Genomic DNA, 14022 nt, shown 5'->3' with positions numbered 1-14022 from the left:
TGGCCGCGCTCGCGGCCGTGCACAAGCTGCCGGCCGATGCGCCGCTGGTGCTGTTCGCGCTCGCGCGGAGCGTGGGCTGGACCGCGCACGTGCTCGAGCAGGCGGCCACGGGCCACCTGATACGGCCGCGGGCGCGCTACACGGGGCCGGCCGTCGCGCAGGACTGAAGCGCGGACTCAGTGGTGCTGCAGCGCCGCCTCGTGCGCCAGCTCGAACAAGCGCACCATCTCGCGGTTGAAGGCCGGCAGGTCGTCGGGCTTGCGGCTGGTCACGAGCTCATGGTCGACCACGACCTCCTGGTCGCTCCAGCGCGCGCCCGCGTTGCGCAGGTCGGCGCGCAACGAGGGCCACGAGGTCATGCGCCGGTCCTTCACGCCGCCGGCATCGATCAGGGTCCAGGGTCCGTGGCAGATCGCCGCGATCGGCTTGCCGGCCTCGACGAAGGCGCGCACGAACGCGACCGCCTTCTCGTCGATGCGCAGGGCATCCGGATTGACGACGCCGCCGGGCAGCAGCAGCGCATCGAAGTCGTCGGGGTTCGCGGTCTTGAGCGGCACGTCGACCTCGAAGGTGTCGGCCGGGTCGTGGTGCTTCCAGCCGCGCACGCTGCCGTCGAGCGGCGAGACGACCTGCGTCTTCGCGCCCGCGACCTCCAGCGCCTTGCGCGGCTCGGTCATCTCGACCTGCTCGAAGCCGTCCGAGACGAGGATCGCGACCGTCATTCCGTCCAGTGAAGAGGTGGTGATGGTGGGCATGGTGAATCACTCCTTGGGTGGGTTTCTCGAGGCAATGAAACTTCACCCTAGGCCCGTGCCACGCCTGCCGCATCGGCCGGCGCCGGCCGCCGTTGTCGGACAGTTCGACGGCCGGCAACCTCCGCTTACTTGTCGAGGCCCGCGAGACAGACGTACTTGACCTCGAGGAAATCGTCGAGCCCGTACTTCGAACCCTCGCGCCCCAGCCCCGACTGCTTGACGCCGCCGAACGGCGCCTCGGCGGTCGACACCAGGCCGGTGTTGACGCCCACGATGCCCGACTCCAGCGACTCGGCCACGCGCATGATGCGGCCGATGTCGCGGCTGTAGAAGTACGCGGCGAGGCCGAACTCGGTGTCGTTGGCCGCGGCGACGGCCTGCTCCTCGGTGTCGAAGGCGAAAATCGGCGCCAGCGGGCCGAAGGTCTCCTCGCGCGCGAACAGCATGTCGGCGCTGGCGCCGCCGATCACGGTGGGCTCGTAGAACAGGCCGCCCAGCGCATGGCGCTTGCCGCCGGCCAGCACCTGGCCGCCCTTGGCCACGGCATCGGCCACGTGCTCCTCGATCTTCTCGACCGCCTTGGCATCGATCAGCGGGCCCTGGTTGACGCCGGCCTCGGTGCCGTCGCCGACCTTGAGCGCCTTGACCTTGGCCACCAGCTTCTGCGTGAAGGCCTCGAGCACGCCGCGCTGCACGTAGAGGCGGTTGGCGCAGACGCAGGTCTGGCCGGTGTTGCGGTACTTCGAGACCATCGCGCCCTCGACGGCCGCGTCGATGTCGGCATCGTCGAACACGATGAAGGGCGCGTTACCACCGAGCTCGAGCGAGAGCTTCTTGATGGTGTCGGCCGACTGCTTCATCAGCGTGCGGCCGACCTCGGTGGAGCCGGTGAAGGTGAGCTTGCGCACGATCGGGCTGCGCGTCATCTCGCCGCCGATCTTGCTGGCCGAGCCGGTGAGCACCGACAGCAGGCCTGGGGGCACGCCCGCGCGCGCGGCCAGTTCGGCGAAGGCCAGCGCCGAGTACGGCGTCTGCGTGGCGGGCTTGACCACCATCGCGCAGCCCGCGGCCAGCGCCGGGCCGGCCTTGCGCGTGAGCATGGCGGCCGGGAAGTTCCAGGGCGTGATCGCGGCCGTCACGCCCACGGGCTGCTTGAGCGCGAGGATGCGGCGGTCGGCCTGCGGCGCGGGAATGGTGTCGCCGTAGACGCGGCGCGCCTCCTCGGCGAACCACTCGATGAACGAGGCGGCGTAGGCGATCTCGCCGCGGCTCTCGGCCAGCGGCTTGCCCTGCTCGGTGGTCATGATCAGCGCGAGGTCGTCGACGTTGGCCAGCATCAGGTCGTTGAGCTTGCGCAGGATCCCCGAGCGCTCCTTGGCGGGCAGCCGGGCCCAGCCCTTCTGCGCCTTCTCGGCGGCCGCGATGGCGCGCTCGGTCTCGGCCGTGCCGCACATCGGCACGGTGCCGATGGTCTCGCCGTTGGCGGGGTTGGTCACGGCGACGGTGGTGCCGTCGTCGGCATCGATCCAGGCGCCGGCAACATAGGCCTGCTGGCGCAGCAGGGTCGGGTCTTTGAGTCGAAGGGCGGGCATCGGGCAGGGTCTCCGGGTCGTCGTTGCTGAAAAGGGAAACGACGAGGGGACCACGCCCGGGCCCGGGCCGCAAGCCGCGCGCGCCAAATCCGCGCGTGCGGCTCGGGTTTGGCGACGCCTACTTGCAGCTCGCGGGCAGCGCCTTCTCGGCCAGGCCCTCGCCCGCGCCGCAGGTCCAGCGCAGGCCGTTGCCGGAGGGCGCGGGCTCCATCAACAGCGTGCCGCGCGCGGTCTGCACCTCGACCACCATGGTGTCGCTGTCGAGCCGCAGCGCGGTGCCGTCGGGCAGGGTCTCGGGCAGTCCCGCGGCCTCGAGGCTCTCGGGGATCTCCTCCTTCTCGCGGTAGTACTCGGCGAGCGCGAGGCGCACCGGCGCACCGTTGGCCCAGGCCTGCGCGACCACCGCGCGCGACTGGTAGTCCTGGTAGGCGGGCAGCGCCACCGCGGCCAGGATGCCGATCACGGCCACCGTCACCAGGATGCCGAGCGCGCCGCCGCCGGCGCGGCCTGCGTAGGGCACGAACAGGCCCAGCAGGTAGGCCGCGGGATTGCGCTCGGGCAGTCGCGCGGCCGGGTCGATGGCACGCGCCACGCGCTTGGTGAGCCAGGGGTAGCCGCCGACCACTTCGTGGAACGAGCCCCAGAAGCCGGCATTGGCGCGCGACTGCGCGGCATAGGCGTTCATGTCGACGTTGCGCCACTGGTGCGCGCCGGCGGCCAGCGCGAGCAGCGCGCGCGGCGCGGAATCGAGCTGTTCGCAGCAGGCGGCGCCGTGCAGGTCGCAGGTGTATTCCTTGGCGCGCGCATAGGCCGCGCCCAGCAGCGGCAGCCACAGCACCGGCGCACGCCAGAAGTGGCCCGTGAGGTGCTTGCGCCGGATGTGGCCGAGCTCGTGGCCGATGTAGAAGTTGATGCCGTCGGGTTGCGGCTCCATCGCGTCGACCACGTCCGACAGCAGGATCACGAAGTCGCGCCCGAGGAAGCGGGTGGCGAAGGCGTTGAACATGCCGTCGCCGTGCAGCAGGTAGGCCTCGGGCGGCGTGGCGATGCCGAGCCGGGCGCAGCAGGCCTCGAAGCGCGCGTTGAGTTCGGGCAACTGGGTCGGCGAGAGCTTCACGCCGGTGCCCTTGATCCAGGCGATCAGCGCCGAGTGCGCGAAGCAGTAGCCGATGAAGCCCATCAGCAGGTAGAGCAGCAGGATGCCGAAGGTGCCCACCAGCAGGGCCAGCCAGACCAGCAGGCCGAGCACGAGCGTGATCGCGCCGAGCGTGCGCTCGCGCGGATAGACCAGAGGATCCATGTGTGTTTTCCCTTCTTTTGTCGCGGCCCGGCGGGCCGCACCGTCGTTGCGGTCTGCGCGCCCCCCATGGCGCGTCTCCCAGGGAAACATCATGCCCGAGCAGCGCGGCGCAACGATGGCGCCCCTCCTTCCGCAGGAGCCTCTGCCCGCATCGCCGTGTGGACTAGGGCTTGTGGGGATTCGTCAGGGCATGGTCAGCCTTTAAGATCGCGCCCGCTTTCAATTTCCCTTCATTCCTTTTTCCTCTTCCGGGGGTCCTCTCCATGAAAAAACTGCTAGCCCTGACGGCGATCGCCGCTGTTGCCATCGGCGCCCACGCCCAGGACTACCCGAGCGGCAAGCCCATCAGCATCGTGGTGCCCTTCGCCGCCGGCGGCCCCACCGACCGCGTCGCGCGCGACCTGGCCGAGGCGCTGCGCAAGCCGCTGGGCGGCGCCAGCGTGGTGATCGACAACGTGCCCGGCGCCGGCAGCTCGATCGGCGCGGCCAAGGTGGCGCGCGCGGCACCCGACGGCTACACGCTGCTGCTCAATCACATCGCGATGTCGACCATCCCGACGCTGGTGCGCAACGTGCCGTTCAAGGTCGAGAGCGACTTCGAGTACCTGGGCATCATCAACGACGTGCCGATGACGCTGATCGCCAAGCCCAGCCTGCCGGCCAACAACTACAAGGAACTGACCGACTGGATCGGCGCCAACAAGGGCAAGATCAACCTCGGCAACGCGGGCGTGGGCTCGGCCTCGCACCTGTGCGGCCTGCTCTACCAGAGCGCGATGAAGACCGAGATGACGCCCGTGCCCTACAAGGGAACGGCGCCGGCCATCACCGACCTGATCGGCGGCCAGATCGACCTGCTGTGCGACCAGACCACCAACACCTCGCCGCAGATCGAGGGCAAGAAGGTCAAGGCCTATGCCGTGACCACGCCCAAGCGCCTGACGGTGCCGCTGCTCAAGGACCTGCCCACGCTGCAGGAGTCGGGCCTGAAGGACTTCCAGGTCACGATCTGGCACGGCCTGTACGCGCCCAAGGGCACGCCGGCACCGGTGCTGAAGAAGCTCAACGACGCGCTGAAGGTCGCGCTCAAGGACCCGGACTTCCTGAAGAAGGAAGAAGCGCTGGGCGCCGTGGTGGCGGTCGACGGCCGCATCGAGCCCGATGGCCACAAGAAGTTCGTGCAGGCCGAGATCGCCAAGTGGAGCCCGATCATCAAGGCCGCGGGCGTGTACGCCGACTGATCGATCGCGTCGCTCGCATCAACGACGAAGCCGCCGGCCCTCGCGGGCCCGGCGGCTTTTTTCATGGGCCGCCGAGCGCGGCCCGGCCGGTTCACTTCGGGCGGATCGCGTCGGCCGTGCCCTGGATGAAGGCCTTGATGCTCTCGATGTCGTCGGCCGAGAGCTTGCCCGTGAAGTCGGGCATGCCGCGCGCCATCGCCGGGCCCTTGAGCACGAACTTGTCGAGGTTCTCGATGTAGGCGGAATCGAGGTAGCCGAGGTTCGGGATGTTGCCGCCGCGGTCCACGCCCGGCACGCCGTGGCAGAAGACGCAGTTGCTGACGTAGAGCATGGTGCCGGCCTGGACCTTGGCGGGGTCGTACTTCACGCCCTGCACCAGCTTGCTCATGCGGTACTGCACGAAGTCCGGCATCTTGGCCGTGCCGCCGACCGCGAAGGTGTAGACGGTGCCCGGGCCCTGGCGCTCGGTGGCGCGCTGTGCGAGGCCGTAGACGCCGCCCCAGCCCACGGCCACCGACACGTACTGCTTGCCGTCGACCATGTAGGTGGCGGGCGCGGCGACCACGCCGGTGCCGGTGGGCGTCTCCCAGAGCTTGTCGCCGTTGCGCGCGTCGTAGGCCACGAGCCGGCCGTCGGCCGTGCCCTGGAACACCAGGTTGCCCGCGGTGGTCAGGGTGCCGCCGTTCCACGGCGAGGCGTAGTCCACGCCCCAGGCCTCCTTCTGCTTGACCGGATCCCAGGCCACGAGGCGGCCGAAGGGCTTGCTGGTGGGCGGCTCGACGTTGGCGAACTTGCCGGTGTTCCAGCCCAGCGCGGCATGCGGGCGGCCCGGTGCGTTCTGGTCGAACTTCCAGTCCTTGTCGTCCATCAGGTTCAGCGGCACGTGCTGCGCGGGCAGGTAGGCCAGGCCGGTCTGCGGATTGAAGGACATCGGGTGCCAGTTGTGCGCGCCGAAGGGGCCCGGGATGCTGTCGCCGGGCTTCTCGTTCTGGCGCGCGGCGGCGATCTCGATCGGGCGGCCGTTCTTGTCGAAGCCGGTGGCCCAGTTGACCTCGACGAAGTTCTTCGCCGAGATGAACTTGCCGTTGGTGCGGTCGATGACGAAGAAGAAGCCGTTCTTCGGCGCATGCAGCACCACCTTGCGCTGCTTGCCGTCGACCTTGATGTTGGCCAGGATCATCGGCTGCGTGGAGGTGTAGTCCCAGTTGTCGCCGGGCGTCTCCTGGTAGTGCCAGACGTACTTGCCGGTGTCGGGATTGAGCGCGACCACCGAGCCCAGGTAGAGGTTGTCGCCGCCCTTGGGGCTGCGCGCCTTGTGGGCCCAGGGCGAGCCGTTGCCGGTGCCGATGTACATCAGGTTGAGCTCGGGATCGAAGGCCATCGAGTCCCACACGGTGCCGCCGCCGCCGGCCTCCCAGTACTTGCCGTCGGGGTCCCAGGTCTTGGCGGCGCGCGCCATGGCCTCGTTCTCGAAGGGCTTGGCGGGATCGCCGGGCACGGTGAACCAGCGCCACTTCTGTTCGCCGCTGGCCGCGTCGTAGGCCGTGATGTAGCCGCGCACGCCGTACTCGGCGCCGCCGTTGCCGATGATCACCTTGCCCTTGAACACGCGCGGCGCGCCGGTGATGGTGTAGCTGCCCTTCTGGCCCTCGATGGTGTTCTTCTCCCAGAGCTTGCGGCCGCTGGCGGCATCGAGCGCGATCAGGCGGCCGTCGTAGGCGCCCACGTAGACCTTGCCCTCGTACAACGCAACGCCTCGGTTCACCACGTCGCAGCAGCCCCTGAAGCCTTTGGACTTATCGACCTCGGGATCGAAGGTCCACAGCTTCTGGCCGGTACGCGTGTCGATCGCATGCACCACGCTCCACGAGGCCGTGACGTACATGATGCCGTCGACCACCAGCGGCGTGGCCTCGACGCCGCGCGTGGACTGCAGGTCGTAGGACCAGACCAGGCCGAGCTGCTTCACGTTGCCCGCGTTCACCTGGTCGAGCTTGCTGAAGCGCGTCTCGGCGTAGTCCAGGCCGATGCTGGGCCAGTCGGGCGTCTGCTTCTGCGCCGCGTTGGCGCGGATGAAGCTGCCATTGACACGCTGCGCGGCCGCGGCGGCACGGTCCTGCGGCGAGGGCCCGCTGCCCTGCGCCGCGGCGATCGATGCGACCGCGAACAGACATGCGGCGGCCAGCGCCGGCAGCCCGGAGGAATTCCTTCTTCTCGTCATCGTGGGTCTCCTTGTGCCCAGAGAATCGTCCGAGCGGCGCATGCGTTCACCTTCGGGATTTCCCCGATCCGGTGCTGTTCCATTGCGGAACACATTCGATGCTGGTCCCCGGTCCCCCACGGAGGCGATGGCACATGACCCTCGACAGGCTGGGCACGGCGAACGCGCCGCGCCAACTCTTCGCCACCACGCCGGCGCAGCGCGTGGCGCTCGCGCGGCAGCAGTTCTTCGAGGAAGGCGTGCGACCCTCGGGCCTCGTCGGCGAGGCGGTGCTGCAGTCGTGGATGCGCTGCAGCCGCACCCACAGCGACCGCCAGCGCATCGTGCCCTTCGATCCCGTGACGCCGAGCCGGCTGCATGCCACGCTGGCGCGCAACCGCGAGCTGCTCGAGGTGGCGCGCCAGGAGCTCGCGAGCATGGAGCACTCGCTCGCGGGCACCGACTGCCGCGTGATCCTCACCGACCGCGACGGCGTGGTGGTGCACGTCACGCACGAGCCCGCGCCCGCGCACCAGCCGGTGCTGCGCAAGACCGCGCGCGTGGGCGTGAACATCTCCGAGCGCGTGGTGGGCACCACCGCGCCCGGCATCGTCGCGAGCACCGGGCTGGCCTGCACGGTCGATGGCGCCGAGCACTACTTCGACGTGCTGCGCGAGATGCAGTGCGCCGCGGCGCCGATCCGCGACGTCGACGGCCGGCTCGCGGGCGTGCTCGACCTCACGGTGGAGGCGCAGCGCTTCGGCTTCGACGCGGCCTCGATGGTGGCGGTCTATGCGACCACGATCGAGAACCGCCTGCTGCAGGCGCAATCGCGCGAGCACCTGATCCTGCGCTTCCAGGCCAGCCCCACGCTGCTGGGCACGCCGCTCGAGGGGCTGGCCGGCATCGCGGCCGACGGCACCATCGCCTGGCTCAACGGCGCGGGCGCGCGCCTGATCGGCCACCTGCCCGAGCATGCCGACGAGCGCGGCGTCGAATGCCTGCTGGGCCACGACCTCGCGAGCCTGCTGCGGCTGGGCCGGCGCGAATCGGCGCAGCCGCTGCGGCTGGCCAGCGGGCTCGGCGTGTGGGTGCAGGCGCAGCTGCAGGGCGCGAACGGCATCGACTTCCGGCATGCGGTGGCGCTGCCGCAGCGTGTCGAGGTGCCGGCGCCGGCGCAGGAGCCGGTGCAGCAGATGCAGCAGGAGGACGCAACAGCGTTGCAGTCCGCCGATGCGCCGGCCATGCCGCAGGCGGGCACGCTGCGCGAGCACAGCCGCAAGCTGATCGAGGAGACGCTGGCCGCGCACGGCGGCAACGTGTCGCAGGCGGCGCGGCAGCTGCGCGTGTCGCGCGGCACGCTGTACCGGCGGCTGCGCAGTTGGGAACGGGGGAGCGACGAGCCGGGCGACGCCTAGCTCGTTCTCCTCACTCGCCCTCGCGGCCCGAGCCCGCCTCCACCGGCTGCGACTCGAGCAGCACGCAGATCGCGCGCACCTGCTGCTCGATGATCTTCGCCACCTCGGCGCGGCGCGCCGGTCCCATGCGGCTGGAGATCGCGGCCACGCTCACGGCCGCGATCGGGTTGTCGGGCGGAAAGGCGACGCCGATGGCGGCCGCGCCCGGCGTGGCCGCGCTGTCGAGGAACGAGTGGCCCTGCGCACGCGTCTGCGCGATCGCCTCGCGCAGGAAGCCCGGCGCGAAGGCGGCGCCGAACTTCGCATAGCGCGCCTCGTTGGAGGCCACGATCAGTTCGGCTTCGGCCTCGGGCAGCGCGCTGAGGATCGCGAGGCCGCCCGCGCCCACGCCCATCGGCCGGCGGATGCCGACATCGAGCGTCAGCGCCTTGATCGGATAGGCACCGAGCGCGCGGCTGGTGCAGATCGATTCGGGGCCGCGCCGCTCGCTGAGGTAGACCGTGTCCTGCGTGAGTTCGGCGATGGTGCGCAGCGCCGGCTCGCAGAGTTCGCTCAGGTGGTAGCGCGGCTGGGCCAGCATGCCGAGCTCGTGCAGCAGCGGCCCCAGGTGGTACTTGCGCGTGAGCAGGTCGCGCACCAGCAGGCCCTCGACCTCGAGCCGCTGCAGCATGCGAAAGCAGGTCGACATCGGCAGGCCGCTCAAGTTCACGACGTCGGCGATGCGCATGCCGCGCCGCCCGCGCGAGGCCACCACGCGCAGCATGCCCACCACGCGCTCGATGCTCTGCGTGCCCGAGCGCGCGCCGGCGGCGGTCGGTGGCGAATCGGTCTTGGCGGCGGTGGTTCGGCGTTTAGTTTCCACGATGCGGCAGTAATTCGGGTTGCTCCCCAATGGGGAGGAAGTTGGCTCGACTGTAATCGGTGGATCGAAATACAAGGACTGCCACATCGTGGAAGTCGAAAGCCGAACAAGATGCCCCAGACGATGACCGAGAAGATCCTGGCCCGCGCCGCCGGCAGGCCACGCGTGGTGCCCGGCGAGGAGATCACGGCGCGGCCCGATTTCGTGATCGCCTACGACTTCCCGGGCTACACCGACGTGTTCTTCAAGGAGACGCGCGAGGACTTCGGCATCGAGAAGGTGTCGAGCCCCGAGCGCTTCGTGCTGTTCATCGACCACATGGTGCCGGCCACCGCACCGAAGGAAGAGGAGCTGCACAAGATCACCCGCGCCTGGGGCAAGGAACAGGGCGTGCCGGTGCACGAGCGCGAGGGCATCGGCCACCAGGTCGCGGCCGAGCTCGGCTATGCCACGCCGGGCGCCTTCGCCGTGCACTTCGACGGCCACGTGAGCCAGCTCGGCGCCTTCGGCACCTTCGCCTTCGGCGCACGCAAGGGCGTGCTCGAGTCCTTCGTGACCGAGACGCTGACCCTGACCGTGCCCGCGACCGTGAAGGTCGAGCTCACGGGCACGCTGCAGCCCGGCGTGATGGCGCGCGACGTGTTCCACCACATGGTGCGCGTGATGGGCCCGGCCTCCTGCCGCTTCAAGGTGGTGGAGCTCTGCGGCCCGGTGATCGACGCCATGAGCATCGAGGGCCGCCAGACCCTCTGCGGCCAGGCCATGTTCCTGGGCGCGACCACGATGCTGATCGCACCCGATGCGAAGACGCTGGCCTATGTGCAGGGCCGCTCGAAGATCGCGCTCGACCCGGTCTACCCCGATGCCGATGCGACGTACGAAAGCGTGGTGACGATCGACGTCTCGGCGCTCGAGCCCATCGTCGTGATTCCGCCGAGCCCCGCCAACACGCGCGACCTCAAGGACTACACCGGCATCGAGGTGCACACCGGCTACCTGGGCTCGTGCGCCAGCGGCCGGCTCGAGGACCTGCGCATCGCGGCCGAGGTGCTGCGCGGGCGCCGCATCCAGCCGGGCTTCCAGTTGCACGTGGTGCCGACCTCCAAGGCCATCATGGCGGCGGCCGCGCGCGAGGGACTGATCGAGGTGCTGGTCGAGGCCGGCGCCTTCATCAGCTCGCCGAGCTGCGACTACTGCTTCGGCCGCATCGCGACCATGAGCGACGGCCAGCGCGCCGTGTCCACCGGCACGCTCAACACGCCCGGGCGCATGGGCAGCGTGGATTCGGAGATCTACATCTGCAACGCGGCGGTGGTCGCGGCCTCGGCGCTCGAGGGCCGCATCGCCGACCCGCGGCCCTACCTGGCGGCGGCGCGCGAGGGAGTTTCCGCATGAGCCTCGAGAACCTGCGCGGCCGCGCGGCCTGGGTCTTCGAGGAAGACGACTACGACATCGACCTGATCGTCGGCGTGCGCAACATCAAGATCACCGACGTGAAGGAACTGGCCGCGCTGGCCATGGCCGACTACACACCCGGCTTCGCGGCCGGCGTGCACAAGGGCGACCTGCTGGTCGGCGGCCACAACTTCGGCTACGGCCATCCGCACTATCCGGCCATGCGCGCCATGCGGCACCTGGGCATCGCCGCGGTGATCGCCGAATCCTTCTCGCCGGGCTTCTTCCGCGGCGAGACCAGCATGGGCTTTCCGCTCGTGAGCTGCCCGGGCATCCGCGCGGCCACGGCGCGCGGCGACGAACTGACGGTGGACTGGGACACGAACGAAGTGAGGAACCTGCGCTCGGGTCAGACCTTGATGCTGCAGCCCTTCTCCGAATCCGAGCGCGGCATGCTCGACGCGGGCGGACTCATCCCCTACCTGAAGCGCCGCGTGGTTCCCGCGAACTGAGCCCTTCTTCTTTTCCCTTGCAGTGAGTTCATGGCGCAGCGCCCATGTCGGGTCGCCACGCCCTTTTTCTGGAGACACACGATGACTTCATCCCGCCAGGCGCTGCGCCAGCGCATCACCCACGGCCCGACGCTCTGGTTCGGCGGCGCGCAGGACGCGCTGTCGGCCCTGCTGGTCGACCAGTCCGAGTTCGACGGCATCTTCAGCACCGGCTTCGGCGTCTCGGCCGCGCTGCTGGGCCAGCCCGACATGGAGCTCTACACGCTGAGCGAGAACGTCGCCACCGTGAACCGCATGGCGAACGTGGTGCGCAAGCCGATCTTCGTCGACGCCGACACGGGCTACGGCAGCGTGCTCAACGTGGGTCGGGCCGTGCGCGAGTTCGAGAAGGCCGGCGCCGCGGCGCTGCAGCTCGAGGACCAGGTCAGCCCCAAGCGCTGCCCGGCCGCGGCGGCGCCCTCCACGTTGGTGTCCATCGACGACGCGGTGGCGCGCATCAAGGCGGCGCTCGATGCGCGCCTCGACCCCGACCTGCTGATCGTCGCGCGCACCGATGCCCAGGACCCGGGCGAGGCGCTCGAGCGCGCCGCGCGCTATGCCGAGGCCGGCGCCGACCTGATCCAGCCGATCTCGCGCACCTTCGAGCGCCACGAACAACTGGTGCAGCTGCGCGAGGCCTGCGGCCGCCGGCTGTCGCTGATGCTGATGGCCGGCACCTGGATGACGGCGCTGACGCGCGAACAGATCGAGAGCGTGGCGGCCTTCGCGAGCTATCCGATCGCGGGCCTGCTGACCACCGTGCACACGGTGCAGGCCAACCTGCGCGAGCTCTCGCGCCGCCGCTCGGGCGATTTCGCCGACCTGCCCTTCGCGCAGACCTCGATGGCCGACTTCAAGCACATCATCGGCTGGCATGCGCTCGAGGAGCGGCAGGCGCACTACGAGGTCCGCTGAGCCGGCACCACCCGTTTTCCCACCAGAAGAATCAGGAGCACACGTGCGTACCCTCACCCTCATCGGCCGTGCCCTCACGGCGGGATCCCTGGCCCTGGGCCTCGGCGGCGCCGCCCTGGCGCAGGACGCGGCCTATCCGACCAAGCCGATCCGGCTGGTCGTTCCCTACCCGCCGGGCGGCGCCACCGACGTGGCCGCGCGCATGCTGGGCCCGCGCCTGCAGGAGGAGCTGGGCCAGACCGTGCTGGTCGACAACCGGCCCGGCGCGGGCGGCAACATCGCCATGGTCAACGTGGTGCAGAGCCCGCCCGACGGCTACACGCTGGCGGTGACGCTCACGGGCATGCTGTCGATCAACCCGGTCATCTACAAGAAGGCGGGCTTCCAGGCGTCGGACTTCGTGCCGGTCGCGCGCGTGTCGCTGGCGCCGCTCTTGCTCGTGGTGCCCGAGAAGTCGCCGTACAAGAACGTGCAGGAACTGCTGGCCGCGGGCAAGAAGGCCGGCAAGGGCGGCATGCCCTACGGCTCGGCCGGCGCGGGCGGGCTCTCGCACCTGGCGTCGGAAGCCTTCAACGCCAACGCCGACGGCAACTTCACGCACGTGCCCTACAAGGGCGGCGCGCCGCTGGTGCAGGCGCTGATGGCCAACGAGGTGAGCTGGGGCCTGCTGGGCACGGGCGACGTGCGCAGCTTCATCCAGTCGGGCAAGCTCAAGGCCATCGGCCAGCTGCGCAACGGCCGCTCCGAGCTGTGGCCCGAGGTGCCGACCCTGACCGAGCAGGGAGTGCCCGGCGGCGTGGACTTCGACGTCTGGTTCGGCGTGGTCGCGCCCGCGAAGACGCCGCCCGCGGTGGTCAAGCTGCTCGGCGAGAAGATCGCCAAGATCACGGCCGAGCCGGCCTTCCGCAAGCGGCTCAACGACCTCGGCGGCGTGGCGCCCGCGACCGGCAACACGCCCGAGGCCTTCGCCGAGGTGCTCAAGCGCGAGCTCGCGATCCTGCCGAAGGCGGCGCAGGACGCGGGCCTGCAACTCGATTGAGTTCCTAGCGCTTGGGCAGCGCGTAAGCGATCACGTGGTCGCCGGTGCGCGTGCCCAGCGAGCCATGGCCGCCCGCGGCCACCACCACGTACTGGCGGCCGTCCGCGCCCTCGTAGGTCATCGGCGTGGCCTGGCCGCCCGCGGGCAGGCGGCTGCGCCAGATCTCGCGGCCGCTGTTCACGTCGTAGGCGCGCAGGTAGTAGTCGAGCGTGCCCGAGAGGAAGGCCACGCCGCCGCCCGTGAGGATCGGACCGCCGAGGCTGGGCACGCCCATCGCGAAGGGCAGCGGCAGCGGCGAGCTGTCGCGCACGGTGCCGTTCTTGTGCTTCCACAGGATCTGGCCGCTGCGCAGGTCGGCGGCGGCCACGTGGCCCCAGGGCGGCGCCTGGCACGGCAGGCCGAGCGCCGAGGTGAAGGGCTTGAGCTTCACCGCGAAGGGCGCGCCGAAGTTCTCGTTGAGCGCCGGCAGGCTACCCTCGGGCGGCTTGCCGCCCTGCACGTAGAGCGTGCTGTCGTCGGTGCGCGGGACCAGCGTGGAGACGAAGGCCAGCGAGGCCGGCGTGGCGAACGCGATCTGGCGCTGCGGATCGACCGCCACGCCGCCCCAGTTGAAGACGCCGAAGTTGCCCGGATAGATCAGCGAACCCTGCGTCGACGGCGGCGTGAAGCGGCCCTCGTAGCGCAGCCGATGGAAGGCGATGCGGCAGGCCAGCTGGTCGAACACGGTGGCGCCCCACATGTCGGCCGGCCGCAG

Annotated in this window: 13 protein-coding genes; 7 read left to right on the top strand and 6 right to left on the bottom strand. The window is 70.2% G+C overall.

Annotated elements, in window-relative coordinates:
- Nucleotides 1–17: 17 nt before the first annotated feature.
- Nucleotides 18–167 (top strand): citrate/2-methylcitrate synthase, encoded by a 150-nt coding sequence (locus tag AC27VN_RS16260; RefSeq protein WP_490877197.1) that lies wholly within the window; start codon nt 18–20, stop codon nt 165–167.
- A gap of 9 nt (nt 168–176) precedes the next feature.
- Here the strand turns inward: AC27VN_RS16260 and AC27VN_RS16255 are convergent, their stop codons facing one another.
- From AC27VN_RS16255 to AC27VN_RS16245, 3 genes are all read right to left on the bottom strand, one after another.
- The gene (locus AC27VN_RS16255) at nt 177–755 is read right to left on the bottom strand and encodes a type 1 glutamine amidotransferase domain-containing protein (protein ID WP_490877196.1); all 579 of its coding nucleotides are present in this window, start codon (nt 753–755) and stop codon (nt 177–179) included.
- Nucleotides 756–880: 125 nt separating this feature from the next.
- Nucleotides 881–2347, bottom strand: a complete 1467-nt coding sequence (locus tag AC27VN_RS16250; RefSeq protein WP_490877195.1) for an NAD-dependent succinate-semialdehyde dehydrogenase — start codon at nt 2345–2347, stop codon at nt 881–883.
- 118 nt (nt 2348–2465) lie between these two features.
- Nucleotides 2466–3647, bottom strand: coding sequence for a M48 family metalloprotease (locus AC27VN_RS16245; RefSeq protein WP_093344114.1), 1182 nt, complete (start codon nt 3645–3647; stop codon nt 2466–2468).
- A 263-nt stretch (nt 3648–3910) separates the two neighbouring features.
- Here AC27VN_RS16245 and AC27VN_RS16240 point away from each other — a divergent pair, with 263 nt between their 5' ends.
- Nucleotides 3911–4888 (top strand): tripartite tricarboxylate transporter substrate-binding protein, encoded by a 978-nt coding sequence (locus tag AC27VN_RS16240; RefSeq protein WP_093344113.1) that lies wholly within the window; start codon nt 3911–3913, stop codon nt 4886–4888.
- Nucleotides 4889–4979: 91 nt separating this feature from the next.
- Here the strand turns inward: AC27VN_RS16240 and AC27VN_RS16235 are convergent, their stop codons facing one another.
- Nucleotides 4980–7109: a PQQ-dependent dehydrogenase, methanol/ethanol family gene (locus AC27VN_RS16235; protein ID WP_490877194.1), complete on the bottom strand. Its 2130-nt coding sequence runs from the start codon at nt 7107–7109 to the stop codon at nt 4980–4982.
- 134 nt (nt 7110–7243) lie between these two features.
- Here AC27VN_RS16235 and AC27VN_RS16230 point away from each other — a divergent pair, with 134 nt between their 5' ends.
- Nucleotides 7244–8506 carry a helix-turn-helix domain-containing protein gene (locus AC27VN_RS16230; RefSeq protein ID WP_490877193.1) on the top strand — a complete coding sequence of 421 codons (1263 nt, stop codon included), beginning with the start codon at nt 7244–7246 and terminating at the stop codon, nt 8504–8506.
- 10 nt (nt 8507–8516) lie between these two features.
- On the opposite strand, the gene AC27VN_RS16225 is transcribed toward AC27VN_RS16230, so the two are convergent.
- The gene (locus AC27VN_RS16225; protein ID WP_490877192.1) at nt 8517–9368 is read right to left on the bottom strand and encodes an IclR family transcriptional regulator; all 852 of its coding nucleotides are present in this window, start codon (nt 9366–9368) and stop codon (nt 8517–8519) included.
- A 123-nt stretch (nt 9369–9491) separates the two neighbouring features.
- Between AC27VN_RS16225 and AC27VN_RS16220 the strand changes: the two genes are divergently transcribed.
- The 4 genes from AC27VN_RS16220 (at nt 9492) to AC27VN_RS16205 (ending at nt 13268) form a co-directional block, all read left to right on the top strand.
- Complete coding sequence (locus AC27VN_RS16220) at nt 9492–10763, top strand: 3-isopropylmalate dehydratase large subunit (RefSeq protein ID WP_490877191.1); 1272 nt, start codon at nt 9492–9494, stop codon at nt 10761–10763.
- Nucleotides 10760–11275 carry a LeuD/DmdB family oxidoreductase small subunit gene (locus tag AC27VN_RS16215; RefSeq protein ID WP_490877190.1) on the top strand — a complete coding sequence of 172 codons (516 nt, stop codon included), beginning with the start codon at nt 10760–10762 and terminating at the stop codon, nt 11273–11275. Before AC27VN_RS16220 ends, AC27VN_RS16215 begins: the two co-directional genes overlap by 4 nt.
- Nucleotides 11276–11356: 81 nt before the next feature.
- Entirely contained in the window at nt 11357–12229 is an 873-nt protein-coding gene (locus AC27VN_RS16210) for an isocitrate lyase/PEP mutase family protein (RefSeq protein WP_490877189.1), read from the top strand.
- Nucleotides 12230–12272: 43 nt separating this feature from the next.
- Nucleotides 12273–13268: a Bug family tripartite tricarboxylate transporter substrate binding protein gene (locus AC27VN_RS16205; protein ID WP_490877188.1), complete on the top strand. Its 996-nt coding sequence runs from the start codon at nt 12273–12275 to the stop codon at nt 13266–13268.
- Nucleotides 13269–13272: 4 nt separating this feature from the next.
- On the opposite strand, the gene AC27VN_RS16200 is transcribed toward AC27VN_RS16205, so the two are convergent.
- On the bottom strand, nt 13273–14022 hold a 750-nt coding region (locus AC27VN_RS16200), incomplete at its 5' end, for an outer membrane protein assembly factor BamB family protein (RefSeq protein WP_490877187.1).

Source organism: Variovorax sp. 20P10.2.4, from assembly GCF_058244205.1.
The sequence above is the reverse complement of the archived record's forward strand: the minus strand, read 5'-3'. Positions and strand labels throughout refer to the sequence as shown.

Excerpts from the sequence above, each read along its gene's own strand:
- AC27VN_RS16255 (WP_490877196.1), bottom strand. The coding sequence starts at position 755 with ATGCCCACCATCACCACCTCTTCACTGGACGGAATGACGGTCGCGATC.
- AC27VN_RS16250 (WP_490877195.1), bottom strand. The coding sequence starts at position 2,347 with ATGCCCGCCCTTCGACTCAAAGACCCGACCCTGCTGCGCCAGCAGGCC.
- AC27VN_RS16245 (WP_093344114.1), bottom strand. The coding sequence starts at position 3,647 with ATGGATCCTCTGGTCTATCCGCGCGAGCGCACGCTCGGCGCGATCACG.
- AC27VN_RS16240 (WP_093344113.1), top strand. The coding sequence starts at position 3,911 with ATGAAAAAACTGCTAGCCCTGACGGCGATCGCCGCTGTTGCCATCGGC.
- AC27VN_RS16235 (WP_490877194.1), bottom strand. The coding sequence starts at position 7,109 with ATGACGAGAAGAAGGAATTCCTCCGGGCTGCCGGCGCTGGCCGCCGCA.
- AC27VN_RS16230 (WP_490877193.1), top strand. The coding sequence starts at position 7,244 with ATGACCCTCGACAGGCTGGGCACGGCGAACGCGCCGCGCCAACTCTTC.
- AC27VN_RS16220 (WP_490877191.1), top strand. The coding sequence starts at position 9,492 with ATGACCGAGAAGATCCTGGCCCGCGCCGCCGGCAGGCCACGCGTGGTG.
- AC27VN_RS16215 (WP_490877190.1), top strand. The coding sequence starts at position 10,760 with ATGAGCCTCGAGAACCTGCGCGGCCGCGCGGCCTGGGTCTTCGAGGAA.
- AC27VN_RS16210 (WP_490877189.1), top strand. The coding sequence starts at position 11,357 with ATGACTTCATCCCGCCAGGCGCTGCGCCAGCGCATCACCCACGGCCCG.